Origin of the sequence: Bradyrhizobium sp. CIR18 (genome assembly GCF_014198295.1) — a bacterium.
Taxonomy (GTDB): Bacteria; Pseudomonadota; Alphaproteobacteria; order Rhizobiales; family Xanthobacteraceae; genus Bradyrhizobium.
In genome coordinates, this window is sequence record NZ_JACIHF010000001.1 from 1,138,893 (window position 1) to 1,165,458 (window position 26,566).

32 protein-coding genes are annotated in these 26,566 nt (G+C 64.4%); 4 read left to right on the forward strand and 28 right to left on the reverse strand.

The annotated features are described in order from the left end of the window. Positions 1-17 precede the first annotated feature (17 nt). From GGD65_RS05600 to GGD65_RS05615, 4 genes are all read right to left on the reverse strand, one after another. Positions 18-365, reverse strand: a complete 348-nt coding sequence (locus GGD65_RS05600) for a hypothetical protein (RefSeq protein WP_183234611.1) — start codon at positions 363-365, stop codon at positions 18-20. Between the two features lie 60 nt (positions 366-425). After that, on the reverse strand, positions 426-1,097 hold the full coding sequence (locus GGD65_RS05605; RefSeq protein ID WP_183234612.1) for a Fic family protein: 672 nt from the start codon (positions 1,095-1,097) through the stop codon (positions 426-428). After that, positions 1,094-1,270, reverse strand: a complete 177-nt coding sequence (locus tag GGD65_RS05610; protein ID WP_183234613.1) for a hypothetical protein — start codon at positions 1,268-1,270, stop codon at positions 1,094-1,096. Before GGD65_RS05610 ends, GGD65_RS05605 begins: the two co-directional genes overlap by 4 nt. A 71-nt stretch (positions 1,271-1,341) precedes the next feature. Beyond that, the gene (locus tag GGD65_RS05615) at positions 1,342-2,874 is read right to left on the reverse strand and encodes an acyl-CoA carboxylase subunit beta (RefSeq protein ID WP_091957395.1); all 1,533 of its coding nucleotides are present in this window, start codon (positions 2,872-2,874) and stop codon (positions 1,342-1,344) included. Positions 2,875-3,024: 150 nt separating this feature from the next. On the opposite strand from GGD65_RS05615, the gene GGD65_RS05620 reads away from it, so the two are divergent. After that, positions 3,025-3,417 carry a DUF4260 domain-containing protein gene (locus GGD65_RS05620; RefSeq protein ID WP_183234614.1) on the forward strand — a complete coding sequence of 131 codons (393 nt, stop codon included), beginning with the start codon at positions 3,025-3,027 and terminating at the stop codon, positions 3,415-3,417. 153 nt (positions 3,418-3,570) lie between these two features. Beyond that, positions 3,571-4,164 (forward strand): hypothetical protein, encoded by a 594-nt coding sequence (locus GGD65_RS05625; protein ID WP_183234615.1) that lies wholly within the window; start codon positions 3,571-3,573, stop codon positions 4,162-4,164. Between the two features lie 273 nt (positions 4,165-4,437). Here the strand turns inward: GGD65_RS05625 and blaOXA are convergent, their stop codons facing one another. The 8 genes from blaOXA to GGD65_RS05665 all read right to left on the reverse strand — a co-directional run bounded on the left by blaOXA (position 4,438) and on the right by GGD65_RS05665 (position 12,478). Continuing rightward, positions 4,438-5,256, reverse strand: a complete 819-nt coding sequence (blaOXA, locus tag GGD65_RS05630) for a class D beta-lactamase (RefSeq protein ID WP_183234616.1) — start codon at positions 5,254-5,256, stop codon at positions 4,438-4,440. A gap of 76 nt (positions 5,257-5,332) precedes the next feature. Next, positions 5,333-5,596 (reverse strand): EscU/YscU/HrcU family type III secretion system export apparatus switch protein, encoded by a 264-nt coding sequence (locus GGD65_RS05635; RefSeq protein ID WP_018322289.1) that lies wholly within the window; start codon positions 5,594-5,596, stop codon positions 5,333-5,335. Then, positions 5,593-7,194 carry a flagellar hook-length control protein FliK gene (locus GGD65_RS05640; protein WP_183234617.1) on the reverse strand — a complete coding sequence of 534 codons (1,602 nt, stop codon included), beginning with the start codon at positions 7,192-7,194 and terminating at the stop codon, positions 5,593-5,595. Before GGD65_RS05640 ends, GGD65_RS05635 begins: the two co-directional genes overlap by 4 nt. Before the next feature lie 56 nt (positions 7,195-7,250). Then, entirely contained in the window at positions 7,251-8,045 is a 795-nt protein-coding gene (locus tag GGD65_RS05645; RefSeq protein WP_183234618.1) for an ATP12 family chaperone protein, read from the reverse strand. Positions 8,046-8,115: 70 nt separating this feature from the next. Further along, positions 8,116-8,415: a hypothetical protein gene (locus GGD65_RS05650; RefSeq protein WP_179739869.1), complete on the reverse strand. Its 300-nt coding sequence runs from the start codon at positions 8,413-8,415 to the stop codon at positions 8,116-8,118. Between the two features lie 40 nt (positions 8,416-8,455). Continuing rightward, complete coding sequence (locus GGD65_RS05655) at positions 8,456-9,688, reverse strand: RluA family pseudouridine synthase (RefSeq protein ID WP_179739867.1); 1,233 nt, start codon at positions 9,686-9,688, stop codon at positions 8,456-8,458. Between the two features lie 52 nt (positions 9,689-9,740). Further along, a complete protein-coding gene (locus GGD65_RS05660) occupies positions 9,741-11,075 on the reverse strand; it encodes a replication-associated recombination protein A (RefSeq protein WP_183234619.1) in 1,335 nt (444 codons plus the stop codon). Next, positions 11,072-12,478, reverse strand: coding sequence for a DegQ family serine endoprotease (locus GGD65_RS05665; protein ID WP_018322283.1), 1,407 nt, complete (start codon positions 12,476-12,478; stop codon positions 11,072-11,074). Before GGD65_RS05665 ends, GGD65_RS05660 begins: the two co-directional genes overlap by 4 nt. A 313-nt stretch (positions 12,479-12,791) precedes the next feature. On the opposite strand from GGD65_RS05665, the gene GGD65_RS05670 reads away from it, so the two are divergent. Then, entirely contained in the window at positions 12,792-14,405 is a 1,614-nt protein-coding gene (locus GGD65_RS05670) for an OprO/OprP family phosphate-selective porin (protein WP_183234620.1), read from the forward strand. A gap of 173 nt (positions 14,406-14,578) precedes the next feature. On the opposite strand, the gene GGD65_RS05675 is transcribed toward GGD65_RS05670, so the two are convergent. Next, the gene (locus tag GGD65_RS05675) at positions 14,579-14,956 is read right to left on the reverse strand and encodes a helix-turn-helix domain-containing protein (RefSeq protein WP_027564389.1); all 378 of its coding nucleotides are present in this window, start codon (positions 14,954-14,956) and stop codon (positions 14,579-14,581) included. A gap of 135 nt (positions 14,957-15,091) precedes the next feature. On the opposite strand from GGD65_RS05675, the gene GGD65_RS05680 reads away from it, so the two are divergent. Further along, a complete protein-coding gene (locus GGD65_RS05680) occupies positions 15,092-16,105 on the forward strand; it encodes a zinc-binding alcohol dehydrogenase family protein (RefSeq protein WP_183234621.1) in 1,014 nt (337 codons plus the stop codon). Positions 16,106-16,208: 103 nt separating this feature from the next. On the opposite strand, the gene GGD65_RS05685 is transcribed toward GGD65_RS05680, so the two are convergent. The 15 genes from GGD65_RS05685 to rpsH form a co-directional block, all read right to left on the reverse strand. Further along, positions 16,209-16,505: a DUF1330 domain-containing protein gene (locus GGD65_RS05685; protein ID WP_018322279.1), complete on the reverse strand. Its 297-nt coding sequence runs from the start codon at positions 16,503-16,505 to the stop codon at positions 16,209-16,211. A 7-nt stretch (positions 16,506-16,512) separates the two neighbouring features. Then, positions 16,513-17,301, reverse strand: coding sequence for an SDR family NAD(P)-dependent oxidoreductase (locus GGD65_RS05690; protein ID WP_183234622.1), 789 nt, complete (start codon positions 17,299-17,301; stop codon positions 16,513-16,515). A gap of 204 nt (positions 17,302-17,505) precedes the next feature. Continuing rightward, positions 17,506-17,922 carry a 50S ribosomal protein L17 gene (gene rplQ, locus GGD65_RS05695; protein ID WP_018322277.1) on the reverse strand — a complete coding sequence of 139 codons (417 nt, stop codon included), beginning with the start codon at positions 17,920-17,922 and terminating at the stop codon, positions 17,506-17,508. Between the two features lie 150 nt (positions 17,923-18,072). Further along, the gene (locus GGD65_RS05700; protein ID WP_008136316.1) at positions 18,073-19,104 is read right to left on the reverse strand and encodes a DNA-directed RNA polymerase subunit alpha; all 1,032 of its coding nucleotides are present in this window, start codon (positions 19,102-19,104) and stop codon (positions 18,073-18,075) included. 112 nt (positions 19,105-19,216) lie between these two features. Continuing rightward, on the reverse strand, positions 19,217-19,606 hold the full coding sequence (rpsK, locus tag GGD65_RS05705; protein ID WP_007603045.1) for a 30S ribosomal protein S11: 390 nt from the start codon (positions 19,604-19,606) through the stop codon (positions 19,217-19,219). 122 nt (positions 19,607-19,728) lie between these two features. Beyond that, on the reverse strand, positions 19,729-20,097 hold the full coding sequence (gene rpsM / locus GGD65_RS05710) for a 30S ribosomal protein S13 (protein WP_008549231.1): 369 nt from the start codon (positions 20,095-20,097) through the stop codon (positions 19,729-19,731). A gap of 187 nt (positions 20,098-20,284) precedes the next feature. Next, positions 20,285-21,193 carry an adenylate kinase gene (locus GGD65_RS05715; RefSeq protein ID WP_183234623.1) on the reverse strand — a complete coding sequence of 303 codons (909 nt, stop codon included), beginning with the start codon at positions 21,191-21,193 and terminating at the stop codon, positions 20,285-20,287. Further along, positions 21,190-22,395, reverse strand: coding sequence for a preprotein translocase subunit SecY (locus GGD65_RS05720; protein WP_183234624.1), 1,206 nt, complete (start codon positions 22,393-22,395; stop codon positions 21,190-21,192). Before GGD65_RS05720 ends, GGD65_RS05715 begins: the two co-directional genes overlap by 4 nt. After that, positions 22,392-23,723, reverse strand: coding sequence for a preprotein translocase subunit SecY (secY, locus tag GGD65_RS05725; protein WP_018322274.1), 1,332 nt, complete (start codon positions 23,721-23,723; stop codon positions 22,392-22,394). Before secY ends, GGD65_RS05720 begins: the two co-directional genes overlap by 4 nt. Positions 23,724-23,873: 150 nt before the next feature. Then, a complete protein-coding gene (gene rplO, locus GGD65_RS05730; RefSeq protein WP_018322273.1) occupies positions 23,874-24,359 on the reverse strand; it encodes a 50S ribosomal protein L15 in 486 nt (161 codons plus the stop codon). A gap of 15 nt (positions 24,360-24,374) precedes the next feature. Continuing rightward, a complete protein-coding gene (gene rpmD / locus GGD65_RS05735) occupies positions 24,375-24,569 on the reverse strand; it encodes a 50S ribosomal protein L30 (RefSeq protein ID WP_018322272.1) in 195 nt (64 codons plus the stop codon). A gap of 23 nt (positions 24,570-24,592) precedes the next feature. Further along, positions 24,593-25,189, reverse strand: coding sequence for a 30S ribosomal protein S5 (gene rpsE / locus GGD65_RS05740; protein ID WP_018322271.1), 597 nt, complete (start codon positions 25,187-25,189; stop codon positions 24,593-24,595). A gap of 44 nt (positions 25,190-25,233) precedes the next feature. After that, a complete protein-coding gene (gene rplR / locus GGD65_RS05745; RefSeq protein WP_007603036.1) occupies positions 25,234-25,596 on the reverse strand; it encodes a 50S ribosomal protein L18 in 363 nt (120 codons plus the stop codon). Positions 25,597-25,607: 11 nt separating this feature from the next. Further along, complete coding sequence (gene rplF, locus GGD65_RS05750; RefSeq protein ID WP_018322270.1) at positions 25,608-26,141, reverse strand: 50S ribosomal protein L6; 534 nt, start codon at positions 26,139-26,141, stop codon at positions 25,608-25,610. Positions 26,142-26,157: 16 nt separating this feature from the next. After that, entirely contained in the window at positions 26,158-26,556 is a 399-nt protein-coding gene (gene rpsH, locus GGD65_RS05755) for a 30S ribosomal protein S8 (protein ID WP_018322269.1), read from the reverse strand. Between the last annotated feature and the right edge of the window lie 10 nt (positions 26,557-26,566).

Sequence of the window (26,566 nt, forward strand, 5' to 3'; positions counted from 1 at the left end):
CTAATCCGCCCTACACCTCACACCAGCTTCAGCGGCGCGTCGGCGACCACGCGCAAGTCGATGCTGCCAATCAACGCCGCCCGGCGTGCCTCCGCAGCACTAATGGCGTCGTCCGTCTGCCGCAACGTGCTGACGTTCGAGCCCAGCGACACGATCCCCCCCAGCACCAACGCGATCGATCCGAGGGCCGCGGTCTGACCAAAGCCAAACAGACCGAGGATCGTGATCAGCAACAGCGCGGCCCCACCGCCGATCGCGATCTTGGACGCCAGGATGTACTTCCGGCACCGCTCGGCGATCTCGGCAAGCCGCTCGATGCGATCCTCGATGTCGGAGATTTCGTCGGTCGGATCGTCTTTGGTCATTGGATTCGCAATTTTAAGGTGACTCGATTGCAAATAGAACCTAGCAACGAAGGCTCTCGTTCAGCCAGGCAGCTTGCCTCCAACCGACTTGTAGAATTCCGCAAGTTGGTTCGCTAACAGTGAGGCCAATAAATCTTCCATCTGCGAGACGTCGATCCGGTCTCCATCGCGAAAGGCTAAATCGGCCGCATCCAACGCGTCGAAATAGGGCTTTCGGTTGTCGACAATTTGATCCGGTATCGTCGGTGTGCCCGGCAGAAGCGCACCAGCACGAATTGAAAGGACGACATACGAGACAATCCGGGAGGTACGACCATTCCCGTCCGCGAACGGATGAATCCAATTCAGCCGCCACATGAGATAGGCGCCGAGATGGATCGGCGTGCTAGCCTCCCACCGATCATTGACGTAGTCGCACATGTCCTCAACGAGTTCGGGGACCAGATGTGCACCAACGGGCTCATGCTTGCTTCCCTCGATGGCAACGCCGCCGGGGCGATAGTTGCCAGCGTAAGAGCTGATGCCCGCTAAAGCTTCTCGCTGCAAACCGAGGATGAGTGACGGACGGAGCTTGAATGAGCCTCGCTCAAGAGCCGTCTGTATCACGCCAATTGCTGCGTCGTACTGACGGAACCCGTTCCGAGCTTCGGCCGCAGCGTTTTCCTGAGGATCGGTAATCAACTCAGGTTCGAGCGCACGGCTATCGCGCCGTTCACGCTCTTCGCTTGTCATTTTTTATCCTTGGCCAGCTTTTCGGCCTCACGATCCACCATTTCGCGCGTGATGAGCGAATTTTCGAAATGGGTATTGCCATACACGAAGCTCCGCCGCTGCTCCTCCCGATGTTCCGGGGATGGATTAGCCGTCTTGGCAGCTTCGATCAGCTTCTTGAGTGCGTCGGTCATGACACCAATATAGACGAGTCCGTTCGGGGGCACCATGCGATTTTATACGTAGTGCCCCCGGTAAGTTCATCTCACAACGGCAAATTGTCGTGCTTCTTCGCCGGCGCTTCCACCTTCTTGTCCTTCAGCATCGCCAGCGCCCGTGCGATGCGCTTGCGTGTCGAATGCGGCATGATGACGTCGTCGATGTAGCCGCGTTCGGCGGCGATGAACGGCGACAGGAAGCGGTCTTCGTATTCCTTGGTGCGCGCGGTGATCTTGTCGGGGTCGCCGATGTCGGAGCGGAAGATGATCTCGACCGCGCCCTTGGCGCCCATCACCGCGATCTGGGCGGTCGGCCAGGCGTAGTTCATGTCGGCGCCGATCTCCTTGGAGGCCATGACGTCGAAGGCGCCGCCATAGGCCTTGCGGGTGATGATGGTGACGAGCGGCACGGTGCATTGCGAATAGGCGAACAGCAGCTTTGCGCCGTGCTTGATCAGGCCGCCATATTCCTGCGCGGTGCCCGGCAGGAAGCCCGGCACGTCGACGAAGGTGACGATCGGGATGTTGAAGGCGTCGCAGAAGCGGACGAAGCGCGCGGCTTTCCGCGATGCGTCGCTGTCGAGCACGCCGGCCAGCACCATCGGCTGGTTGGCGACGAAGCCGACGGTGCGGCCAGCGATGCGGCCGAAGCCGGTGACGATGTTCTTGGCGAACATGTCCGCGATCTCGAAGAAGTCCCCCTCGTCCACGACCTTCAGGATCAGCTCCTTCATGTCGTAAGGCTTGTTCGGATTGTCCGGGATCAGCGTATCCAGGGACATGTCGACGCGACCGATGTCGTCGAAGCTCGGCCATTCCGGCACGCCGTCACTGTTGTTGGACGGCAGGAAGTCGATCAGGCGGCGCATCTGCAGAAGCGTCTCGACGTCGTTCTCGAAGGCGCCGTCCGCGATCGAGGAGCGCGTCGCGTGCACCGAGGCGCCGCCAAGCTCTTCGGCGGTGACAACCTCGTTGGTGACGGTCTTCACGACGTCAGGACCGGTCACGAACATGTAGCTGGTGTTCTTCACCATGAAGATGAAGTCGGTCATGGCAGGCGAATAGACGTCGCCGCCGGCGCAGGGGCCCATGATGACGGAGATCTGCGGGATCACGCCGGAGGCCAGCACGTTGCGGCGGAAGACGTAGGAATAGCCGGCGAGCGCGGCGACACCCTCCTGGATGCGGGCGCCGCCCGCGTCATAGAGGCCGATGATGGGCGCCCGCGCCTTCATCGCCATGTCCTGGAGCTTGGTGATCTTCAGCGCATGCGTTTCCGATAGCGAGCCGCCAAACACCGTGAAGTCCTTGGCGAACACGAACGTCTTGCGGCCGTTGACGGTGCCCCACCCCGTGACGACGCCGTCGCCGGGCACCTTGTTCTTCTCCATGCCGAACTCGGTGGAGCGGTGCTCGACGAACATGTCGAACTCCTCGAACGATCCCTTGTCGAGCAACAGCTCGATACGCTCACGCGCGGTCAGCTTGCCGCGGGCGTGCTGCGCCTCGATGCGCTTCTCCCCGCCGCCGAGCTTTGCGCCGGCGCGACGGTCTTCAAGGGCGTCCAGGATGTGTTTCATTTGCTCCCGCCAGTTCTTAAGTGATGCGGGGTTCTAACACGGCATTTTGCGGACCGGAAAGCGCCTTTCCGCGCCGCAGGGCTGCCCTGTCCGGGCTAAAAGCGTGAGAGATTACAAAGTTTTGCCCGGGAGGCGAGCACGGACGAGAGAATGGCCGAGACTGGTGCGGCGACGGGCGGCGTCAACATCCTGCTGCGGCTGGAGGGCCTCACCCTGTTTATCGGGATGGTGATGCTTTACTGGGCCTGGGACGGCTCCTGGCTGGTCTTTGCCCTGCTCTTCTTCGTCCCCGATCTCAGCTTCCTGGCATACCTGTCCGACGCCAAATTCGGCGCGCTGATCTACAACGCCGCCCACAGCTACATGGCGCCGGTGTCGCTGCTGACGCTGGGCTTCGGCCTCGGCTCGCCGCTCACCTTGTCCATCGCCTTGATCTGGCTCGCCCATATCGGCATCGACCGGGCGCTCGGCTATGGCCTGAAATATTCCGCCGGGTTCGGCTTCACCCATCTGGGCCGGATCGGGCGGCAAAAAGACGCCTGACGCGCACGAATTTGGTCGCCCGGCCCGGTTGACCGGGCCTGCCGATTCAGGCTTGCTTCGCGCTCGCGATCAGGCGCCGAATGTTGCGTGAGCTCAGTTGGTACGGCGGCGGTCATTACGCCTTGGCTCGAGCATCACGCAAGCATCACTGAGATGTCCGCGACGGTCGTCCCCCTGCCGCCGAACTCGTCGTCCCAAACCATCGACTTCCTGCGGCGGATGGCCAGCATGGTGTCGGGGCGGAACGGCGAGATGCTGCTGCGCGCCGCAAGCCTGATCGAGTCGCTGGCGCAGCGGGCCATGTCGGCCGAGCGGCTCTATCATGAGCAGCTGGATGCGAGCACGCGTAACGCCGAGCTGCGCGAGGCCGCCGATCTCGCCTCCGATGCCATGGTCGGCCAGATCGAGGTGCTGCGGGCACAGCTTGCCGAGGTCACCGCGGCAGCCGCCGCCGAGCGCACCGCCTTCGATGCCGAGCGCGGCAAGCTGATCGGCGTGATGCAGAATGCCGAGAGCCATATCGGCAAGCTCACGACCGAGCTGGACAGCTTGCGCGCCTCAGTCGACAGCTTCAACGCGACCGCGGTCTCCGTGCCGATCGAGGTGCTGCGGCTGGCGCGGACGCAGTTCGATTTCCTCTCCGCAGGGTTTGCCCGCAAGGGCGACGTGATCTCGCAGGCGATGAGCGAGATCGGCGGCTTTGCGATCGACCAGGCGCTGACGGCGAAGAAGAGCGACACCGCCTGAGGCGGTCGCCCCTGGCTACGTCGAGCTCAACCCGCATGTCGGCGGCAATCCGAAGACGGCCGCCGAGTCGCGCAAGGCGGTGGAGGAGTTTTTGCAGGTGTTGTTCAAGTTGGGGTGAGAGGCATCTCGGCCTGCACCGGTGCCGTAGGGTGGGCAAAGCGTAGCGTGCCCACGAATCGTCGCTTACGGCATAAAGATCGTGGGCACGGCGCTACGCGCCTTTGCCCACCCTAGGGCGGCTGCGCTCGACAGAACGATTGCACCACTCACAGGCTAGATCGCGCCGATCTCGGTAAGGCAGGCTTGCGTCAGTGTCATGCGCTCGCCGACGAGTCGCGGCTCCTTGCAATCCATGTTGAGCGCGAACACGGTGTGCGTCTCGCCCTTTTCCGCCCAGCCCACCATCCAGCCGAGCGACGGCTCGCCGCGTTCGGCCCCCAGCAATCCGGACTTGGCGCGAATGACGCTGTCGCCGACCTTGGTCACCGGCAGGATGTCGGCGACCAGATCCTGGCTGCGCTTGCTGATCGGCAGCGCGCGGCGACGCAGCCGGTCGACGAAATCGACCTGCTCGACCGGGTCGATGCGCAAATTCCCGGTGAGCCAGAACTGGTCGATGCCGCCGCCGATGTCGCGGTTACCGTAGTCGAACTCGTCGACATACTTTTGCATCCGCTCCTGGCCTATGCGGCGGGCGATCTCCTGATAGACCGGCACTGCGCTCACGGCGATCGCGCTACGCAGCGTGTGATCCTTGTTCCACGCCTCGATCGGACGCTTCACGCCATCCCAGGGAAACACGTCCTTGTCGGGGTCAGTGACGACGCCCGTCTCCAGCGCGATCAGCGAGTTCGGAATCTTGAAGGTCGAGGCCGGCAGCTTGCCTTCGCCCGAGCGCTCCTTGTCGCTGGCGACGACCAGGTAGTCCTCGACCTTGTAGCCGACGAAGGTGCCTGATGTACCGAGGTCGGTGAAGCGCTTTGCGAGGCTATCGCGGATCTCGTTGCGCGGCGGCGCGACATGGGCGAGCGCGCGCGATGGCAGGATGGCAGATGCGGCGAGAAGGCCGAGAGTGGAGCGGCGGGTGAGCAAGAGCGATGTCCGTCAAACGATGAAAGTGATCGCGACCATGCCGCCGCTCCATGGTGAAACGATGACAGATCATGCTCTACCGCCCCCGGCCCGACAGCCGCAGCACGAATACCAGCACTTCGGCGACAGCCTTGTAAAGGTCCGGCGGGATCTCCTCGCCGAGCTCGACCTTGGACAGCGCGCCGGCCAAAACCTCGTTCTCCTCGATCGGGATGTCGTGAGCCCTGGCGATCTCGACGATCTTTTCGCCGATCGTGCCCTTGCCCTTGGCGACGACCACGGGCGCGTTGGTACCCTTTTCGTAATGCAGCGCGATGGCGAGCTTGGATGGGTCGCTCATGTCGCCCGATCCAGGAAGTGGCCGGCGCGGGCCGGTGCCGGCTGCGGCGGCGTGCCCTCGCGAACCAGAATGTCGCCGGGCTTGAGCTCGGCCCGCGTCAGCGCCTGATTGAGCTCGCCGATGCCAGCGCGCAGCTGCTGCACCGTCGCCGGCCGCTCCGCCCACATCCGCACGAAAGTCTTGTCGCCGTTCAGCGTGATTAGCGCGTGCACGGGGCCGGCCGGCTCGACGTTGAGCGAGAAGCGCGCGCGCCAGGCGCGCTTGGCGGCATCGGAGGATTCGCCAGCGCCATCGCGCGAGATTTCGAACTGCGCCATCGCGGTGCCCTGCGGCGTTGCAAAGGGAATCTCGAAATTCCACTGCGGCATTGCCGGGTCGATGCGGTGGCCAGAGGCGTCGGTGCGATCCGGGAGCGAAGCGACCTGCAACAATGTCTGCCGCGCGATGGCGGCATCGGTGTCGTCGAGCAGGCGATGCACGGTTGCGGACAACGGCGTGTCCGGCGCGAGCGAGGGCGAGGCAATCGCCTGCGGCGAGGGCAATGCACCACGGAACGGCGGTGGCGTCGCACGTGCGGCTGCTTCGAAGATGTGGCCGTCGGGCACGGCTTTGTTCGAGCCGGACACGTTGCCGGTCAGGCGCGGCAGGTTTTCCGTGACCTCCTGCAGGAGGCTCGCGGCAAGCCCCGCGGACATGGTGCGCGGCATCGCGGCTTGCTGAGCGTTTCCGACGACGTCCGCGAGCACGGCGGCCGCGAGATTGGCGTTGCGCGGCGTCTGCGCGATCTCGGGGCCGGAAGCGGACGCGGACTGCGCGGCCTCACCTCCGGCCTGAGCAGGCGCAGTGGCGACCTGCGGTGTCCCTGTCGTCGCAGCGGGAGTTGCACCGCCCTGTGGCGCGGCGGTTTCGAGCGTGGTCAGCGTCTGGCGCAGCACCAGCAGCGCCGCCTTCAGGTCGGGCGTCGTGCCGGCGGGCGGCCTCGCGCCCGCGGCCAGCGAAGCCTCGAAAAACAAGCCGGATTTCTGGAACGCGGTTTCGACATCGGCGCCATCGAGCCCGGGACTGAGCGGCGTCTGCTGCGCCAGCACGTCCAGCACTGCCTGCTTCAAGCCCGCAGGCAGATTGCTGCCGGTGACGACGGACGCCAGATTGGCGAACAGCGGTGCCTGGCTGCCCTGTTTTGTGGCGGCCTCGGCCGAGGCCGCGGTGACAGCGACCTGCTCCAATGGCGTCAGCGTGTTGCGTGTCGCGGCCGCGGACGGCGCCAGCGGCGGGCTTTCCACCAGCGAAGCCGCACGCGGCGTCAGCGTGATCTGATCGGGAGTTGCCTCGCCTGCCCCGTTCATCACGGCGAGCCTGATGGTGCCGTCGTTCTGCGACACCGCCAGCTGGAGATTCTGCCCCGGCGTCAGCGCCACCTCCGACATCACGTCCATCGAAAGGTTGGCGATCGCGATCCGCACCAGATTGTCGGCCATCACGCTGACGACCCTGGCATCGACGACGCTGCCGGCCTGCAGCACGAGGTCCGGCGTCGTCGCATCAGCCACGGGGCTGGCGGCACTGACGGGGAGGATGGAAGTGACCGGCGTCGGCATCTCAGGGGCCCATGGAGCGCTGGCCACACCCTAAGGCCACCGTCGTAAACCTCTCGTTAAGGACCTTCGGCTGCGGACGCCTTTGCCGCCGCCAGAACCGCTACGGCGGCCTCGAAATCCCTGAGACGGGTGGCCCGACGGCTGGCGGCCTCCTCGTCCACGCCCCATTGGTCGATGTTCCAGTCCTCATCGACATGGGCGGCGGCCCAGACCTGGCCGGCATCGCGTGCCCCATGCGCCAGCGCCAGCGCCAGCAGCGCCGAGCCGGTCAGGGTCGTCACCACGTGAAGTGCAGCGACCGACCAGGCATCGCCCGGCAGCGCGGCACGCGCGGCCTCGACCGCCTCATCGGGCTGCTTCACATGCATGACGCCCTCGGACAGGATGAAATGCGCGCCCAGCGTGTCCGCGGCCCAGAACAGCACGGGATCCCAATGCGCGGCCTCGCGGGCGACCAGCCCTTCGGGATGGCCGGCACGATAGAACAGCAAATCGGACTCGAAATATTTCGCAAGGTCGTCGCTGACGAGCTCGACGCGATCGACCACGCCCTCGACCACGCTGTTGGCGATCCGCGTCAGCGGCATGGTCATGGGGTCGATGCTCTCGCCCTGAGCCGCCCATTCCGCGGCCACGGCATCGGCGAGCGCGCGCGACGGAATCACCACCTGGCGGCCGGAGGGCGTGCGGATCGGCTTGCCATCGAGCGTGATGGCGAAACCGCCTTCGGCTTCAGTCGTAGTCGCCTCCTTGTAGAAGCGCTTGCGCTGCGGCGGGCGCGCGGACGCGCGCGCCGATTCCCGCGGGTCAGGCGGGGGTTGCCCTGCTGCTTCTTCGAACAATTCGCGCATCGTTTTTTCGGTCCCTGTCGTCGGTCAGATTATCTGTCTCGTCATGACTTCACCACGACCATGAGTGCTGCTAGTTCGCGCAAGCGCGTGCGTAAGTGCCGCGATCGGCTGGGCCCAGTCCCGCAGCTGCGGCGGCGTCGAGGCACTTTGTGACACGATCGCTGAACGAGTTACGCGGAAGCGGCTGGTAGTTGTAGCGCGGCGGCGCGTCGACTTGCGGAACCTGCGGCACCTCGATCTTCGGCGGCGGTGGCGGCTGAGGCAGCGGTGGGGCGAGCCGTGAAGCGTCCGGCAGCACGTATTGCGCGTGGGTGGCCTGCCCCACACATAGCGCGGCCAACAGCACAAGATAGATCGAGAGCCGTGTCATGGAGGATATGTCGTGGGTCTACCACCCCCGTTCAACCCGGCTATTCTTCAGGCGCGTTCTCGATTGGATCAAACCGGCTTGCATCCAGCCCGAGCAGATTCCACGACTGCTGCATGTGCGGCGGCAATGGCGCGGTGGCGTCGATCACGCCGCCGCGCGGATGCGGAATGACGATGCGGCGCGCGAGCAGATGCAGCCGGTTTTGCAGGCCGCCCGGCAGCTGCCAGTTCTCGATGTTGAAATATTTGGGATCGCCGACGATGGGATGGCCGATATGCTCCATGTGGGCGCGCAGCTGATGGGTGCGTCCCGTCACCGGCTTCAGCGACACCCAGGTCAACTTGTTGCCGGCGGTCTCGACCACCGCGTAATATGTCACCGCGTGGCTGGCGCCCTCGTCGCCATGCTGGGCGATGCGCATGATGGTGTCGTCCTCGCTCTCCTCCTTGGCGAGGAAGGTCGAGATGCGGCCCTGCTTCGGCTTCGGCAGGCCCGGCACCAGCGCCCAATAGACTTTTCGCGCCGAGCGCGAGCGGAACGCGCCGGTCAGATGCGAAGCGGCAAACCGCGTCTTGGCGACCAGCAGACATCCTGACGTCTCCCGGTCGATACGGTGCACCAGGCGTGGCTTCTGGCCCTTGGAATCGCGCATCACCTCCAGCATCTGGTCGATGTGCCGCGTCATGCCCGAGCCGCCCTGCACGGCAAGGCCGGCCGGCTTGTTCAGGACAAGGACGTCGTCGTCCTCAAAGATCGTCATCTCCTTCAGCGCCTTGAGGGTCTTCTGGGCGGCTTCCGAGAGCTCGCCGACGCCCTTCGGCGTGTCGAGCTTGAGCGGCGGAATGCGGACGCTCTGGCCCTCCTCCAGGCGGTCCTTGCTGTCGACGCGCTTGCCGTCAACGCGCAGCTCGCCTTTGCGCACGACACGCTGGATGTGGGAGAACGACAGGCCGGGAAAGCGCGCCTCGAGGAAACGATCGACGCGCATGTTGTTCTCGTCGGCGGTCACCTTGACGGTCTGCACCTTGGTCGGCAGCAGCGCCTCGACGGGCTTTTCGGGCGCGGCCCTTTCCAGCTCGGCTTTCTCCAGCCTAGCCTTGGGCGCGCGCCGCTCGGCCCGCTCGCCGGCAAAGCGCGGCGGCTTGCTGCCGCCGGGCTTGCCACCCGGCCGGGGTCCAGCCTTAGACGCGCTACGTGCCTTGAACGGGCGAGAATCGTCGCGCTCGTCACGCGAACGGGGCTTCGGGTTCATTCTCTTGATGCGGCGGCTCATGGTTGCCTGCGTACCCTAAAAGCCGGGTCCCGTCACGACGAAATGGCCGTTTTTAGCGCGGGCTGCCCCGCTCCTTCCTCAGCTTGGCCCAGTAATCCAGCCGCTTCCTGATCTCGCGCTCGAAGCCGCGCTCGGGCGGGTCGTAGAACGTTTGGCGGCCCAGGGCTTCCGGGAAGTAGTCCTGCCCGGAGAAGGCGTCGGGGGCGTCGTGGTCGTATTCGTAAGATGCGCCGTAGCCTTCGGACTTCATCAGCTTGGTCGGCGAATTGAGGATGTGCTTTGGCGGCAGCAGCGAGCCGGCCTGCTTGGCGACCTGCATCGCCGTGCCGAAGGCGGTGTAGACCGCATTCGATTTCGGCGCGGTGGCGAGATAGACGACGGCCTGCGCGATGGCGAGTTCGCCTTCGGGATGGCCGAGGAAGTCGAACGCGTCCTTGGCCGCATTGGCGATGACGAGGGCCTGCGGATCGGCAAGGCCGATGTCCTCCACCGCCATGCGCACGACGCGGCGGGCCAGGAACAGCGGATCCTCACCGGCATCGAGCATGCGCGCGAGGTAATACAGCGCGGCATCGGGATCGGAGCCGCGCACCGACTTATGCAGCGCCGAGATCAAATTGTAATGGCCGTCAGCCGATTTGTCGTAGATCGGCGCGCGGCGCTGCAAAATCTCCTGCAACTGCGCGGCATTGAAGATCTCGTCCGCCCGCGCCGAACGCCAGACCTCTTCGGCGAGCGTCAGCGAGGCGCGGCCATCGCCATCGGCCATGCGCACCAGCACGGCGCGCGCTTCCGCATCGAGCGGCAGCTTGCGACCTTCGACCTCCTCGGCATGCGCAAACAGTTTTTCGATCGCGGCGGCATCGAGCGAGCGAAACACCAAGACGCGCGCACGAGAGAGCAACGCCGCGTTGAGCTCGAAGGACGGATTCTCCGTGGTGGCGCCGACCATCACCACGGTGCCGTCTTCCATCACGGGCAGAAACGAATCCTGCTGGGCGCGGTTGAAGCGATGCACCTCGTCGACGAACAGCAGCGTGCCCTTGCCCATCTCGCGGCGGGCGCGCGCGGCGTCGAAGGCTTTCTTCAGATCGGCGACGCCGGAGAACACCGCGGAGATCTGCTCGAAATGCAGGTCGGTCGCATCCGCCAGCAGCCGCGCCACCGTGGTCTTGCCGGTGCCGGGCGGGCCCCAGAACACCAGCGATCCCAGCGTGCGCGTCTCCAGCATGCGCGTCAGCGCCCCGTCGGGACCGAGGATGTGGTCCTGGCCCACGACCTCCGACAGCGCGCGCGGGCGCAACCGGTCCGGCAGCGGATGCGGAGCGTCGTGGTCGAGCCCCGCCGCGGCAAAGAGCGTTGGCGTTTGTGGTCGCTTCGGACTCATCCGCCCAGCGTGACGTTGATCTGCTGGCCGCCGCGCACCAGCGTGATACGCCAGATTCGCGGGCGCTCTCCGGCCGCCTTTTCGAGGTCGCCGGTCCTGCTGATCTTCTGGTTGTTGACCGCCAGAATGATATCGCCCTTCTGGAAGCCGACATTTGCGGCCGCACTGTCGCCGCCGAGATCGGTGATCACGACACCCTCGGTGTCGGCGTCAAGATGCAGCTCGTCGGCGACCGCCGGCGTGATGGTCGAGACCTTCGCGCCCTGGAACGGCGAACGCGCGGTGACGACGAGCTCGTTACGTCCCGTATCGGGCGCGGTCTCCAGCGCCACCGTCAGCTTGAGCGGCTTGCCGCTGCGTTGCACGTCGATCTGCGCGCTGCCGCCGAGCGGACGAGTGGCGAAGCGATAGTCGAAGGCGTTGGGATCATCCACGGTCTGGCCATCGATCCCAGTGATGAGATCGGAGGACTTCAGGCCGGCCTTCGCGGCGGGGCCGTTCGACACCACGCTCGCGACCAGCGCGCCGGTCGGCGAACGCAGGCCGAGGCTCTCGGCGATCTCGGGCGTCACCGCCTGCAATTTTGCCCCGAGCCAGGGACGCTTCACCGCCTTGCCGCCGCTCTTGGCGGAGGCGACGACGACACGCACCATGTTGGCAGGGATCGCGAAGCCGATGCCTTGCGAGCCGCCGGAGCGCGAATAGATCGCGGTGTTGATGCCCGCGAGCTTGCCGGCCATGTCGACCAGCGCGCCGCCGGAATTACCGGGATTGATCGCCGCATCGGTCTGGATGAAGAACTGATAGTCGGTGATGCCGACCTGCGTGCGCGCCAGCGCCGAGATGATGCCGTGAGTCACGGTCTGGCCGACGCCGAAGGGATTGCCGATCGCGAGCACGACGTCGCCGACCAGCAATTCGTCGGAATTGGTGAAATCGAGGGTCGGGAATTTCTCCTTGGTGTCCTTCAGGCGCAGCACGGCAAGATCGGTGCGCGTATCCTTCAGCAGGATCTCCGCCTCGAACTCGCGCTTGTCCGACAGCGACACCTTCACCTGGTCCGCGCCCTCGATGACGTGGACGTTGGTGACGACGAGGCCGGACGCATCGACGATGACGCCGGAGCCGAGCGAGCGCTGCATCTGCTCGGGCTGTTGGCCCGGCACGCCGAAGAAGCGGCGGAAGATCGGATCGTCCAGCAGCGGGTTGCGGTTCTGCACCACCTTGGCGGCATAGACGTTGACCACGGCCGGCTGCACCCGCTGCACGATCGGCGCATAGGACAGCCGCAGCTCGGCCGGCGATGACGGGACCCGACGGTCCTGCGCAGCAGCCGGGTTGAAGTGGGCGGAAAAGCCTATGCACAATGCCGTGACGACGGCGGTCCGGATCGATCGAAACATTCCTACCTCTTGGAAAAGACGCCGGAATATAGGCGCGTTCGTCCCCCAATAGAAGGGCGCCGGGCGGCAATATTCGGCCTCGGTCTGACGTCTACGGCCTGCAAGCCAAGCGTGCGGAACGGCGATTTGTCTTGCCTCGCGGATTGGCATGACACGCATCATCTTGCATCCTTGCTCGCGGTGGATTCGGTTGCGGCGAATTTACATCACCGGGAACCAGGCAACCGATGCGCGTCGTCGCGGGGCAGTCATCAATCGTTCCTAGCCTCACCGCCTACGACTTGGGGAATTGGTCAAACCATGGAGTCATGACGTGAGCAGGACAAGGATTGCAGCCACGGCGATTGGCCTCGCCGGAGCGTTGGCGGCCTCGCAGGCCCAGGCCCAATCAGCAAGCAGCAGCGAGCAGGAGATCGCGCTGCTCAAGCAGCAGCTGAAGATGCTGGAGCAGAAGCTCGACAAGCTCCAGAGCCAGACCGCGGCGAACACGGCGGCCACGGCAAAAGCCAAAGCCGAAGCAAAGGCAGAGGCCAAGGCCGAAGCGCGGTCGGAGGCGAAGGTCGCCGTGGCCAACGCGAACGCGGCGATCCCGGTCAAGGGCCCGGCACCGGCATCCGGCGTCGTCGTGACCATGCCGAACAACCGGCCGACCATCTGCACCGCGGACCAGGCCAATTGCGTCGCCATCACCAGCCGCCTGCACTGGGATGTCGGCGGCTATGACTATCGTCCCAACACGGCAGCGACCGTGCCGCAGAAGCTCGACAGCGGCCAGAACGTCCGCCGCGCGCGCATCGGCGTCACCGGCAAATTCTTCAACGACTGGAACTTCGCGCTGGTCTACGATTTCGGCGGCACGTCCGACGGTTTTGGCGGCACGGCCCCTGGATCACTGCCGGGCGGCGGCGTCTCCGGCGTCGAGAACGCCTATCTCAGCTACACCGGCTTGAAGCCATTCGGCGGCAAGATGGCGATCGAAGCCGGCATCATGGACCTGCCCTACACGCTCGATGAGGCCACGAGCTCCAACGACATCATGTTCATGGAGCGCGCCTCGGCCGGCATCATCGCGACCAATATCGCCGCCGGCGACTTCCGCTCCGCGGCCGGTACGCGCTGGTACAACGACCAGCTCTGGATCGGCGGCTACGTCACGGGGCCATCGACTGGCGCGATCCACTCGGCTTCCAGCGCGGCACCGGCAGGCACGAGCGAGCAATACGGCGCTGTGGCGCGCATTGCCGGCAACCCGATCAGCGGCAAGGACTATTCGGTGCATATCGGCGCCGACGCCCAGTGGCTGATCCAGCCGCCGCGCAATCTCATTGCCAACACGCAGACCGTCACGCTCAGCGATCGTCCGGAATTGCGTCTCGACCCGACCACGCTGATCTCGACCGGCGCGATCGCCAATGCCTCGGGCGCGCAGGTCTACAGCGTCGAGGCCGCGGCGACCTACGGTCCGCTCATCGTTCAAGGCGAGTACTTCTGGTACAATGTCGACCGGACCGCCAACACCGGCGTGCCGCTGGTCGGCGCACCCAGCCTGAAATTCCAGGGCGGCTACGCGCAGGCCGGCTACGTGTTGACGGGGGAAGGCCGCAGCTACAACGCGGCGAACGCGGCCTATAGCGGCGTCAAGCCGGCGCATCCGTTCTCGCTCGACGGCGGCGGCTGGGGTGCGTGGGAGATCGCGGGGCGCTTCTCGACGGTCGACCTCAACAATCAGTTGGGCACGGCTACCGGCATCGCCGGCGGACGGCAGACCGTCTATACGCTGGCGCTCAACTGGTACGTCAACGGCAACGTCCGCTTCATGCTCGACTATCTGCACGGCACGGTGTCGAGGCAAGCCTCGCCGATCTCGACCGCAGATGTCGGCTCGAAGTTCGATGCGGTCGCGATGCGCACGCAGTTCGCGTTCTAAACTCGCTGTCGTCCCGGGGCGCGCGCAAGCGCGAACCCGGGACCCATAACCACAGGGAGTAGTTTGGCGAAGTCTCAGAGTTGGCCGCTCGCGCTACAACTTCTTCCTGGGGTTATGGATCCCCGCGTTCGCGGGGATGACACCGAGAGTGAGGCGCCAGCTTTACGACCAACTCACGCCGCGCGCTTCGGCTTCTTCACCACGACCGGCGGCGGCGCGCAGGACAGCCGCTGCTGGTGGCTCTCGCCCCAGGCCTTCAGGATATCGATCACCGGCTTGAGGCTCTCGCCGAGCTCGGAGAGGCAATATTCGACGCGCGGCGGCACTTCGGCATAGACCTTGCGGATGACAAGCTTGTCCTCCTCCAGCGCGCGCAGCTGCTTTGTCAGCATGCGCTGGGTGATGCCGGGCATCCGGCGGCGCAGTTCGCCGAAACGCTGGGTGCCGCTCTGCAGATGGTAGAGGATCACGCCCTTCCACTTGCCGTCGATCAGATCCAGCGTCGCCTCGACCGAGCAGCCCGGGCGACGGGCAAAATCGCGCCGTTTCATGCGTATTTTCCCAATAGTATCCAAACAGGGACTATATCCCCGAATTTACAGTACTTGCCAAGTCGGAGCCAGCGCGACAGTTAGCAGGTCAGGCGCGCCCATGCCAAGCTGCGCCCCATCTGATGGAGACAAGCCATGAAGGCCGTCGGCTACAAGAAATCGCTCCCGATCGAGGATCAGGATGCGCTGATCGATTTCGAGACCGCAAAACCCGAGCCCAAAGGGCGCGACATCCGCGTCGCCGTGAAGGCGATCTCGGCCAATCCGGTCGATTACAAGGTACGCAAGCGCGCAGCGCCGCCCGAGGGCGAGACCAAGATCCTGGGCTACGACGCGGCAGGCGTGGTCGACGCCGTCGGGCCTGAAGTCACGCTGTTCAAGCCGGGCGACGAGGTGTTTTACGCCGGCTCGATCCTGCGCCAGGGCACCAATTCCGAATTCCACCTGGTCGACGAGCGCATCGTCGGCAACAAGCCGAAGAGCCTGTCGTTCGCGCAAGCCGCTGCCCTTCCCCTCACCTCCATCACCGCCTGGGAATTGCTGTTCGATCGGCTCGGCGCGGTGCCCGGCAAGAGCGTCGATCCGCGCACGCTGCTGATCACGGGCGGCGCCGGCGGCGTCGGCTCGATCCTGATCCAGCTCGCGCGCCGCCTCACCGGCCTCACGGTGCTCGCCACCGCGACGCGGCCGGACTCGCAGAAATGGTGCCTCGATCTCGGCGCGCATGCGGTGATCGACCACAGCAAGCCGATGAAGGAGCAGATCGAAAAATTGAAGCTGCCGCCGGTCGCGCTGGTGGCGAGCCTCACCTTCACCGATCAGCATTACAAGGCGATCGTCGAGTTCATGGCGCCGCAGGGCCGGTTCGGCCTGATCGACGACCCCCCTGAATTCACCATGAGCACGTTCAAGGGCAAGGCGATCTCGGTGCACTGGGAATCGATGTTCACGCGCTCCTCGTTCCAGACATCAGACATGATCGCGCAGCATCATTTGCTGAACGACGTCGCCGACCTTGTCGACAAAGGCGTGCTGCGCACCACGCTCGACCAGACTTTTGGCACGATCAACGCCGCCAACCTCAAGCGCGCGCATGCGCTCTTGGAGAGCGGCAAGTCGCGCGGCAAGATCGTGCTGGAGGGATGGTAGGCGAAGGTCTCGTAGGGTGGGCAAAGGCGCACTTGCGCCGTGCCCACCAACGCTCAACGAGGACAGGAGTGGTGGGCACTACGCTTTGCCCACCCTACCGCAGCTATGCTTCCGCCGCGCCCTCGACGAACAGCAGCCGCCGCTCCAGCGCCGACTGCCGCAGCTTCAGCGCCTCGGCATATTCCGGCGAGGCGTACCATTCCTTCAGCCGCGCCATCGACGCGAATTCGACGATGACGATGGCCTTCGCTGGAAGGTTGCCTTCGGCAAGCTCGGCCTTGCCGCCGCGGACGAGATAACGCCCGCCATACTGCGCGATCGTCTCTGCGGCGAGCACACGATAGGCTTCGAACCCCTCGGGATCGCGCATCTCGACTTCGGAAATCACATAGGCTGTCATGCGCGGCTCAGGCGATGGTGTTGACGATGCCGCCCTCGGCCCGCAGCGCCGCACCGTTGGTCGCCGACGCCTCCTTCGACGCGGCATAGACCACCATGTTGGCGATCTCGTCGACGCTGGCGAAGCGTTGCAGCAGCGAGCTCGGGCGATGCTGCTTGACGAAATTGGCTGCAGCCTCATCGACCGACTGGCCGTTCTGCTTGGCGAGATCCTTCACAAAGGTCTCGACGCCCTCCGACATGGTCGGGCCCGGCAGCACGGAATTGATGGTGACGCCGGTGCCGCGGGTGAGCTGCGCCAGACCGCGCGCGACCGAGAGCTGGGCCGTCTTGGTCATGCCGTAGTGGATCATCTCGACGGGAATGTTGAGCCCGGACTCCGATGAGATGAAGACGATGCGGCCCCAATTGCGCTTGAGCATGCCCTTCAGGTAGGCCCGCGACAGCCGCACGCCGCTCATGACATTGACCTCGAAGAAACGACTCCAGTCCTCGTCCGGAATCTCGAAGAAATCCTTGGGCTCGAAGATGCCGGCATTGTTGATGAGGATGTCGACGTCGGGCAGCGCCGCAACGAGCGCCTTGCAGCCCGCTGCGGTCGATACGTCGGCGGCGATACCGCGCACCTTCGCGCCCGTCCCTTCCAGCTTGCGCACGGCGGCATCGACCTTGTCCTGGCCGCGCCCGTTTATCACGACGCTGGCGCCGGAGGCTGCTAGGCCTCTGGCGATGGCGTGGCCGATGCCGGCAGTCGAGCCGGTCACGAGGGCGGTCTTTCCAGAAAGGTCGATCTTCATGTCTCATCTCCATCGATGTCGGTGGAGATATCGGGCGCTCGACATGAGACCGCAATTGGCGCTCACTCACGCGTGAGAAGGACATGGGCTCGTCGCCACGGCGAAACCCGGGACTACGAGACGAGCACCGATAAGGTATCGGCGACGGCCAACAAAAAAAGCGGCGCCCGAAGGCGCCGCTCTCTGAATTCAATACCGATCGGCTTACGCCGCCTCGGCTTCCTTTTCCTGCACCGGACCGGAATCCTGGCCCTTGGCATCGACGTCGCGATCGACGAACTCGATCACGGCCATCGCGGCATTGTCGCCGTAGCGGAAGCCGGCCTTGATGATGCGGGTGTAGCCGCCCTGGCGATCCTTGTAGCGAGGCGCCAGCACGTCGAACAGCTTCTTGACCTGGTCCTTGTCGCGCATCTCGGAGATCGCCTGGCGGCGCATGGCCAGCCCGCCCTTCTTGCCGAGGGTGACGAGTTTCTCGACGATCGGACGCAATTCCTTCGCCTTCGGCAGCGTGGTGACGATTTGCTCGTGCTTGATCAGCGCGGCGCACATGTTGGCGAACATCGCGCGGCGATGCTCGGCAGTGCGATTGAGCTTCCGATGAACCTTGCCGTGACGCATTTGACTATTCCTTACGTAAAAACTGCCGCGACGGTTCGTCGGACATGTTGCTCAGGTGGGCTGCCTGCGTTCGCCCTAGGTCGCGAATAGCGAATGGCGAGTAGCGAATGGATGATCTTCCCTATTCGCTATTCGCCACTCCCAACTCGCTCAGTAATGATCCTCGAAGCGCTTGGCGAGCTCGTCGATGTTCTCCGGCGGCCAGCCCGGCACTTCCATGCCGAGATGCAGACCCATCTGGGCCAGCACTTCCTTGATCTCGTTCAGCGACTTGCGGCCGAAGTTCGGAGTGCGGAGCATTTCCGCCTCGCTCTTCTGCACGAGGTCGCCGATGTAGACGATGTTGTCGTTCTTCAAGCAGTTGGCCGAACGCACCGACAGCTCGAGCTCGTCCACCTTCTTGAGGAAGGCCGGGTTGAAGGCGAGGTCCGGGATGATCTCCTGGGCGACTTCCTTGCGCGGCTCTTCGAAGTTGACGAACACGTTGAGCTGATCCTGCAGGATGCGCGCGGCGTAAGCCACGGAATCATCCGGCGAGATCGCGCCGTTGGTCTCGATCGTCATGGTCAGCTTGTCGTAGTCGAGGATCTGGCCCTCACGGGTGTTCTCGACCTTGTAGGAGACCTTGCGGACCGGCGAGTAAAGGCTGTCGACCGGGATCAGGCCGATCGGCGCGTCCTCGGGGCGGTTGCGCTCGGCGGGCACGTAGCCCTTGCCGGTGGCGACCGTGAACTCCATGCGGATCTCGGCGCCCTCGTCGAGCGTGCAGATCTGCAGATCCGGGTTCAGCACCACGACGTCGCCGACGGTCTGGATGTCGCCGGCGGTGACGACGCCCGGGCCCTGCTTCTTCACGACCATGCGCTTGGGGCCTTCGCCCTGCATCTTGATCGAGATGTCCTTGATGTTGAGCACGATGTCGGTGACGTCCTCACGAACGCCAGCGATCGAGGAGAACTCGTGCAGCACGCCGTCGATGTGCACCGACTGCACCGCCGCGCCCTGGAGCGAGGAGAGCAGGATGCGGCGCAGCGCGTTGCCGAGCGTCTGGCCGAAGCCGCGCTCGAGCGGCTCGGCGACGATGGTCGCGAAACGGTTCGAATCGCTGCCGGGCGTGACCTGGAGCTTGTTCGGTCGAATCAGTTCTTGCCAATTTTTCTGGATCGTCACTGTTTCACCCATACAGGCCAGTCAATTTGAGAACTCAAATACTGGCGTTGGAGAAAGGCCGCGGATCATTCCCGCGGCTTCTTAGAAAAGTCATTGCGGGCGCCAATGCGCCCGCAACTCGGGATCAAACGCGCCGACGCTTGCGGGGACGGCAACCGTTATGCGGGATCGTGGTCACGTCGCGGATCGAGGTGACGGTAAAGCCTGCGGCCTGAAGCGCGCGGAGTGCCGACTCGCGGCCCGAACCGGGACCTGCGACTTCGACTTCCAGCGTGCGCATGCCGTGCTCCTGCGCCTTCTTGGACACGTCCTCGGCGGCAACCTGCGCGGCGTACGGGGTCGACTTGCGCGAGCCCTTGAAGCCCATCGTGCCGGCGGAAGACCAGGCAATCGTGTTGCCCTGCGCGTCGGTGATGGTGATGGTCGTGTTGTTGAACGACGAGTTCACGTGCGCGACGCCGGAGGCGATGTTCTTGCGCTCGCGACGACGAACGCGGGTGGCTTCCTTGCCCATAGATTACCTTTCCTGAAGATCTCAAACGCCGCCGTAATGCCAGCGGCTACACCTGTGGAACGAAAGGCGCGTGGCGAACGGGTCATCCCTGTTCGCCACACGCCGCGATTGGATTCGAAAACTTACTTCTTCTTGCCGGCGATGGCCTTGGCCGGACCCTTGCGCGTGCGCGCATTGGTGTGGGTGCGCTGGCCGCGCACCGGCAGGCCGCGACGATGACGCAGGCCGCGATAGCAGCCGAGGTCCATCAGACGCTTGATGTTGATGCCGACCTCACGACGCAGGTCGCCCTCGACGAGATAGTCGCGGTCGATCACTTCGCGGATCTGGAGCACTTCGGCGTCGCTCAGCTGATTGACGCGACGATCCACGGGGATCTTCACCTTCTCCAGGATCTCACCGGCGATCTTCTGGCCGATGCCATGGATGTACTGGAGCGCGATCAGCACGCGCTTGTTGGTCGGGATGTTCACGCCGGCAATACGGGCCACGGCCTTCTCTCCTGTTGCCGATCCCTCGTCAGGAATCGGTCTTTAAGTGCTTGGTTTCTCGGGCAGGTGTTCACAAACGCGAACACGACGCCCACCCCTGGTCTTCCTGGGGCCCGGCATCGTTTGAAACTATCCGACTTGGATGCGGGGCTTATTAGGGGATTCCAGGGGCTTTCGTCAACCGCCGCTAGCGCTTAGCTCGCTTTTTCGTGACCTTTTTTGCGGCCTTTCTGGCACCCTTTTTGAAAGCCTTCTTGGCGGTCTTTTGGGCTGCCTTTTTCGCCGCTTTCTTGACGGTCTTCCCGGCGGCCTTCTTGCCGGCTTTCTTGGCCGTCTTCTTGGGACCCCTCACCGCCCTCTTGGCGGCCTTTTTGGCCGATTTGGCGGGTTTTTTGTTCGTTTTGGCCGGTTTTGGGGCTGTTTTCCGGGCCGTCTTGCTCTTGCCCGCCTTGGCCTGCTTGGCCGGGCCCGCCTTGGCTGCGCTTTTGGCGTGGGTCTTGGGCTCGACCGCCCCCAGCGCCAGGAGCTGGCGATGGATGGCGCGGGTGACCTCGTCGATGGCCATCATACCGTCGATGGTCGAAAGCTTCCGCCGCTCGGAATAGTAGTGAATCAGCGGTTCCGTCTGGTTGCGGTAGCTGGCTAACCGCTTGGTCAGGACCTCCGGCGTGTCGTCGAGTCGGACCTCCTCCCCGCGCTCACGCATCTGGGCGACGCGGGTCTCGACACGGTTCAGGAGCGCGCTCTCGTTGACGCGAAGCTCGATCACGGCGTCGAGCTTGAGGTGCTTGTGCTTGAGCAACTCGTCCAGCGCCTCGGCCTGCGGCACGGTGCGCGGGAAACCGTCGAGGATGAAGCCGTTGCGGGCATCCGGCTGGTCGATCCGATCCGAGATGATTCCGACCACGACCTCGTCGGGTACGAGACCACCGCTGGCCATGATCTCCTTGGCCTTCAGCCCGACCGGCGTACCGGCCGCAACCGCGGCACGCAGCATCTCGCCGGTCGAGAGCTGGACGATGCCATAACGCTGCACCAAGAGCTGCGCCTGGGTCCCCTTGCCCGACCCCGGCGGTCCCAGAAGTATAATTCTCATCGGCGTACGCCCCCCGGATTGGTGAGCGATACCTCGCGCACCTGTGTTTGAAGATCGAGAATAGTGCAAACCACAATCAGCGCCGCACCACCACCCATTTTATAAACTAGCGCATTCCCGTAGGCCAAGAACACCTCGGGAATCAACGAAAGCGCAGTCAGGTAGCTGGCGCCGATCACGGTGGTCAGCGACACCACGTGGTCGAGATAGCTAGCTGTTGCCTCGCCCGGCGTGACGCCGGGAATCACGCCGCCCTGCCGGGCAAGCGATTCGGCAGCATGATCGGGATCGATGACAAAGGCCGTGTAGACGAAGGCCAGCGCGAATACCGCGATCGATCCGAAAACGATGTGAGCCTTCTCGCCGAACTGAAGATGCGCGCTGATGGTTTCGACCCAGGATCCGTCATCGGCACCGAAGATGAAGCCGGCAAAAATCACTGGCAGCGAGATCGCCCAGGGCGCGACGGTCACGGGCAACAGGTAACCGGCGCTGTTGATCTTGAGCGGCAGCACCGCCGAACGCGAAGGCAGCGAGCGCTCCCCGACGCGGCGCGCGGCAAACTGCACCGGAACGTTACGCCGCGCGCGCTCGACGAAGACGATCAGCGCGACCACCACGATCAGGAAGACCGCGTTGCTCGCCAGAACATTGCCGGAGATCGCTCCTCGTCGCAGCTGGGTGAGGAGGGTCGCAACATCGGACGGCAGCGAAGCCACGATGCTGACGGTTAGGACGAGCGCGAGGCCATTGCCGATTCCGCGACGCGTGATCTGCTCACTGAGCCAGATCAGAACGAACACGCCGCCGACAAGCGAGACCGTGGCGCTCAAGACGAACCAGTCGCCGGGATGGACGACAAGTCCCGGCATTTGCCGCATGGTCGAGGCGATGCCAAAGGCCTGAAACGTAGCAAGGAGCAACGTCAGGATCAGGGTGATACGCGCCAGCTTGCGCCGACCGGCCTCGCCCGATCGTTCGAGCGCCCTCAGCCTTCGCCACACCACAGCGACGAGCTGAACAAGCATTGCGGCAGTCAGATAAGGAAACAGGGACAGCGAGAAGATCGAAAGCGGGGCGATCTTGTTTGCCGCGAACCCGCCATGCACAGCAACACCCGCGACCGGAATCTGGGTGCCGAGCCTGAAGAGGAGCAGCGCGCCGATCGTGAAAGCGATTCGGCGCGCGAGCTCCCTGCTCATCTACGGCGGCCGCGCAGCTTCGACTTGCGGATCAGGCCTTCATACTGGTGCGCCAGCAGATAGCCCTGCACCTGTGCCACCGTATCCATGGTGACGCTGACCACGATCAGCAGTGAGGTACCGCCGAAGTAGAACGGCACCGAGGCGTAGGAGATCAGGATCTCCGGGATCAAGCAGACGATCGCGAGATAAATCGCACCAAGCACGGTGATACGCGAGAGCACGTAGTCGATATATTCCGCAGTGCGCTCGCCGGGACGGATGCCCGGAATGAAACCGCCGTGCTTCTTCAGATTGTCCGCGGTCTCGGTCGGGTTGAACACGATCGCGGTGTAGAAGAAGGCGAAGAACACGATCAGCGCCAGATACATGATCAGGAACAGCGGACGGCCGTGGCCGAGCTGGGTCGTGATCCACTGGAACCATTCCGGCCCGCTGCCCGCGTTGAAGTTCGCAACCGTCGTCGGCAGCAGCAGCAGCGAGGACGCGAAGATCGGCGGGATCACGCCGGAGGTGTTGAGCTTGAGCGGCAGATGCGAGGACTGGCCCTCGAACATCTTGTTGCCGACCTGGCGCTTCGGATACTGGATCAGGAGACGGCGCTGCGCCCGCTCCATGAACACGATGAAGGCAATCACGGCGACCGCCATGATGATGACGACCAGGATCAGGCCGGTCGACATCGCGCCCTGACGGCCGAGCTCGAGCATGTTGGCGAGCGCGGCGGGCAGCTCGGCGACGATACCGGCGAGAATGATCAGCGAGATGCCGTTGCCGATGCCGCGCGAGGTGATCTGCTCGCCCAGCCACATCAGGAACATGGTGCCGCCGGTCAGCGTGATCGCGGTGGACAGGCGGAAGAACAGGCCGGGGTCGCTGACGACGTTGCCGGCGCCCTCGAGGCCTACCGCGATGCCGTAGGACTGGAACGCGGCCAGGATCACCGTGAGATAGCGGGTGTACTGGTTCAGCAGCTTGCGGCCGGACTCACCTTCCTTCTTCAGCGCCTCGAGTTGCGGCGAGACGGTGGTGAGGAGCTGGATGATGATCGAGGCCGAGATATACGGCATGATGTTCAGCGCGAAGATCGCCATGCGGTGGATGCCGCCGCCGGCGAACATGTTGAACATGCCGAGGATGCCACCCGCCTGGGAACGGAACACCTGCTCCCAGATATTGGGATCGATGCCGGGGAGCGGGATGTAGGTCCCGAGCCGATAAACGAGCAGCGCACCCAGGGTGAACCAGATGCGCTTCTTCAGTTCGTCAGCCTTGGCAAACGCACCGAAATTGAGATTGGCTGCCAGTTGTTCCGCTGCAGAGGCCATCTTGGACTTTCTCCCGCCGCCTATTGCGCCGTCATGCCCGCGGCCGGGCTACATTATACCGGACACCGGACATTATCTGGGGCTCGGCTTCGATAAGTCCACGTCCCGCACGCGTAAAGGCCCGCTAGCCGCGGGCCAATGACGCAGTTGTTACGCCGCCTCGCCTTCTTCCTTGGCAGGGGCGAGGATCTTCACCGAGCCGCCGGCCTTCTCGACCGCGGCGATCGCGGTCTTGGTGGCGCCGTGGACTTCGATGTTGAGCTTGGACTTGAGCTCGCCGCGGCCGAGCAGCCGCAGGCCGGCCTTGGCGCGGCGCAGCACGCCGCCCTTCACCAGGGCCTCGACGTTCACGACGCTGCCGGCGTCGATCTTCTTGGCGTCGACCGCTTCCTGGAGCCGGTCGAGATTGATCTCGGCGAACTCGACGCGGAAGATGTTGTTGAAGCCGCGCTTGGGCAGACGGCGATGCATCGGCATCTGGCCGCCTTCGAAACCCTTGATGCGCACGCCGGAACGCGCGGTCTGGCCCTTGCCGCCGCGGCCGGACTGCTTGCCCTTGCCCGAACCGATGCCACGGCCGACGCGCATGCGCTTCTTGCGCGAGCCGGCGTTGTCGGCGATATCGCTGAGCTTCATCGCCCTTCTCCTTATTTACTTCTCGTCGACGATGCGGACGAGATGGTGAACCTTCTCGATCATGCCACGGACCGCCGGGGTGTCCTGCAGTTCGCTGGTGCGACCGATCTTGTTGAGCTTGAGCCCGATCAGCGTCGAGCGCTGCGAGTGATGGCGGCGGATCGCGCTGCCGGTCTGCTCAAGCTTGATCGTCTTGCTGGCCTTGGCCATGGGAGTCTACTCCAGAGCTTCCGTTAGTCGGCGGCCGCCTCGGCATCACCACCGATACGGCGGGACTGCAGAGTGGACACCTTGATGTTGCGGCGGGCTGCGACCGAACGCGGCGAATCCTGATGCTTCAGCGCGTCGAAGGTCGCGCGAACCATGTTGTAGGGGTTCGACGAGCCGATCGACTTGGCGACCACGTCCTGGACGCCGAGCGTCTCGAACACGGCACGCATCGGGCCGCCGGCGATGATGCCGGTACCGGCGGGAGCTGCACGCAGGTAGACACGGCCCGCGCCGTGACGGCCGGCGATGTCGTGATGGAGCGTGCGGCCCTCGCGCAGCGAGACGCGGGTCAGGTTGCGCTTGGCGGACTCGGTGGCCTTGCGGATCGCTTCCGGCACTTCGCGCGCCTTGCCGTGACCGAAGCCGGCGCGGCCCTTCTGGTCGCCGATCACGACCAGCGCTGCGAACCCGAAGCGCTTGCCGCCCTTGACGACCTTGGCCACGCGGTTGATGTGGACGAGCTTGTCGACGAACTCGCTGTCGCGCTCCTCGCGCTCCCTGCGTTCACGTCCGCCGCCGCCGCGTTGATCGCGTCCACCACGTTGTTCGCGTTCTGCCATTTTTCCAATCCTTCAGAGGCTTGCGCCTCAATCCTCAAATTCTGTTAGAAGCTCAGCCCGCTCTCACGCGCCGCGTCGGCAAGAGCCTTGACGCGCCCGTGGTAGAGGTAGCTGCCGCGATCGAACACGACTTCCTTGACGCCCTTCTCGGCGGCGCGCTCGGCCAGCAGCTTGCCGACCGCCTTCGCTGCATCGATGTCGGCGCCGGTCTTGCCGCCGTCGCGCATCGACTTCTCGAGCGACGAGGCAGAGGCCAGCGTCTCGCCCTTGAGGTCGTCGATGACCTGGGCGTAGATGTGCTTGGACGAGCGGAACACCGACAGACGCGGACGACCACCACCGGAGCGGCGCAGCTTCAGCCGCACACTCCGCTTGCGCCGGGCATTGGTAACCTTGGCTTTGGACATGACCGGCTCCGTTACTTCTTCTTGCCTTCCTTGCGGAAGATGAATTCGCCAACATACTTCACGCCCTTGCCCTTGTAGGGCTCCGGCGGGCGATAACCGCGGATCTCGGCCGCAACCTGGCCGACGCGCTGGATGTCGCTGCCCGCCACCGTGATTTCGGTCGGCTTCGGCACGGTGATCGTGATCCCCTCGGGGATCGTGTAGATCACGTCGTGGCTGTAGCCGAGCGCGAGCTGCAGGTTCTTGCCCTGCATCGCGGCGCGGTAACCGACGCCGGTGATCTCGAGCTTCTTCTCGAAGCCCTTGGTGACGCCTTCGACCAGATTCGCGACCTGGGCGCGAGCGGTACCATAGAGCGCGCGCGCGCGATTGGTCTCGAGCCGCGGCTTGACCTTGATCTGGCCGCTCTCGAGCTTCACCTCGACGTCGTCATGAACGACGAACTGAAGCTGGCCCTTCGGCCCCTTCATCTTGACGGTCTGCCCATCGACGGTCGCGGTAACACCCGACGGCACCGCCACAGGCCTTTTGCCAACACGTGACATGGATCAAAAATCCTTCTCAGAACACCGTGAAGAGGACTTCACCGCCCACATTCGCGTCGCGCGCGCTGTGGTCGGCCATGATCCCCTTCGGCGTCGACAACACCGAAATGCCGAGCCCGTTGTTGACCCGCGGCAGGTTCTTCACCGAGGCGTAGACGCGACGCCCGGGCTTGGAAACACGTTCGATCTCGCGGATGACGGGCTCGCCGTCGAAATACTTCAGCTCGATCTCGATCTCGCTGCGGCCCGAGGAATGCTCGAGCGTGGCGTAACCGCGGATGTAGCCCTCGGACTTGAGGACCTCGAGCACGTTCTCGCGCATCTTCGAGCCAGGCGTGGAGACCTTGGTCTTGGAGCGCATCTGCGCGTTGCGGATACGGGTGATCAGATCGCTGATTGGATCGTGCGTAGACATCTAAACGACC

Coding starts and splice junctions, on each gene's coding strand:
- rpsE (WP_018322271.1), bottom strand. CDS start 25,189: ATGGCAGAACGCGAACAACGTGGTGGACGCGATCAACGCGGCGGCGGC.
- GGD65_RS05610 (WP_183234613.1), bottom strand. CDS start 1,270: ATGACCGACGCACTCAAGAAGCTGATCGAAGCTGCCAAGACGGCTAAT.
- GGD65_RS05700 (WP_008136316.1), bottom strand. CDS start 19,104: ATGGGTGAAACAGTGACGATCCAGAAAAATTGGCAAGAACTGATTCGA.
- GGD65_RS05635 (WP_018322289.1), bottom strand. CDS start 5,596: ATGAGCGACCCATCCAAGCTCGCCATCGCGCTGCATTACGAAAAGGGT.
- GGD65_RS05640 (WP_183234617.1), bottom strand. CDS start 7,194: ATGCCGACGCCGGTCACTTCCATCCTCCCCGTCAGTGCCGCCAGCCCC.
- GGD65_RS05675 (WP_027564389.1), bottom strand. CDS start 14,956: ATGAAACGGCGCGATTTTGCCCGTCGCCCGGGCTGCTCGGTCGAGGCG.
- rplQ (WP_018322277.1), bottom strand. CDS start 17,922: ATGCGTCACGGCAAGGTTCATCGGAAGCTCAATCGCACTGCCGAGCAT.
- rpsK (WP_007603045.1), bottom strand. CDS start 19,606: ATGGGCAAGGAAGCCACCCGCGTTCGTCGTCGCGAGCGCAAGAACATC.
- GGD65_RS05625 (WP_183234615.1), top strand. CDS start 3,571: ATGTCCGCGACGGTCGTCCCCCTGCCGCCGAACTCGTCGTCCCAAACC.
- rplF (WP_018322270.1), bottom strand. CDS start 26,141: ATGTCACGTGTTGGCAAAAGGCCTGTGGCGGTGCCGTCGGGTGTTACC.
- GGD65_RS05620 (WP_183234614.1), top strand. CDS start 3,025: ATGGCCGAGACTGGTGCGGCGACGGGCGGCGTCAACATCCTGCTGCGG.
- GGD65_RS05665 (WP_018322283.1), bottom strand. CDS start 12,478: ATGTTTCGATCGATCCGGACCGCCGTCGTCACGGCATTGTGCATAGGC.
- GGD65_RS05655 (WP_179739867.1), bottom strand. CDS start 9,688: ATGAGCCGCCGCATCAAGAGAATGAACCCGAAGCCCCGTTCGCGTGAC.
- GGD65_RS05645 (WP_183234618.1), bottom strand. CDS start 8,045: ATGCGCGAATTGTTCGAAGAAGCAGCAGGGCAACCCCCGCCTGACCCG.
- rpmD (WP_018322272.1), bottom strand. CDS start 24,569: ATGGCCAAGGCCAGCAAGACGATCAAGCTTGAGCAGACCGGCAGCGCG.
- GGD65_RS05615 (WP_091957395.1), bottom strand. CDS start 2,874: ATGAAACACATCCTGGACGCCCTTGAAGACCGTCGCGCCGGCGCAAAG.
- GGD65_RS05680 (WP_183234621.1), top strand. CDS start 15,092: ATGAAGGCCGTCGGCTACAAGAAATCGCTCCCGATCGAGGATCAGGAT.
- GGD65_RS05660 (WP_183234619.1), bottom strand. CDS start 11,075: ATGAGTCCGAAGCGACCACAAACGCCAACGCTCTTTGCCGCGGCGGGG.
- GGD65_RS05685 (WP_018322279.1), bottom strand. CDS start 16,505: ATGACAGCCTATGTGATTTCCGAAGTCGAGATGCGCGATCCCGAGGGG.
- GGD65_RS05715 (WP_183234623.1), bottom strand. CDS start 21,193: ATGAGAATTATACTTCTGGGACCGCCGGGGTCGGGCAAGGGGACCCAG.
- GGD65_RS05720 (WP_183234624.1), bottom strand. CDS start 22,395: ATGAGCAGGGAGCTCGCGCGCCGAATCGCTTTCACGATCGGCGCGCTG.
- rplO (WP_018322273.1), bottom strand. CDS start 24,359: ATGAAGCTCAGCGATATCGCCGACAACGCCGGCTCGCGCAAGAAGCGC.
- GGD65_RS05650 (WP_179739869.1), bottom strand. CDS start 8,415: ATGACACGGCTCTCGATCTATCTTGTGCTGTTGGCCGCGCTATGTGTG.
- rplR (WP_007603036.1), bottom strand. CDS start 25,596: ATGTCCAAAGCCAAGGTTACCAATGCCCGGCGCAAGCGGAGTGTGCGG.
- GGD65_RS05600 (WP_183234611.1), bottom strand. CDS start 365: ATGACCAAAGACGATCCGACCGACGAAATCTCCGACATCGAGGATCGC.
- secY (WP_018322274.1), bottom strand. CDS start 23,723: ATGGCCTCTGCAGCGGAACAACTGGCAGCCAATCTCAATTTCGGTGCG.
- GGD65_RS05690 (WP_183234622.1), bottom strand. CDS start 17,301: ATGAAGATCGACCTTTCTGGAAAGACCGCCCTCGTGACCGGCTCGACT.
- rpsH (WP_018322269.1), bottom strand. CDS start 26,556: ATGTCTACGCACGATCCAATCAGCGATCTGATCACCCGTATCCGCAAC.
- GGD65_RS05605 (WP_183234612.1), bottom strand. CDS start 1,097: ATGACAAGCGAAGAGCGTGAACGGCGCGATAGCCGTGCGCTCGAACCT.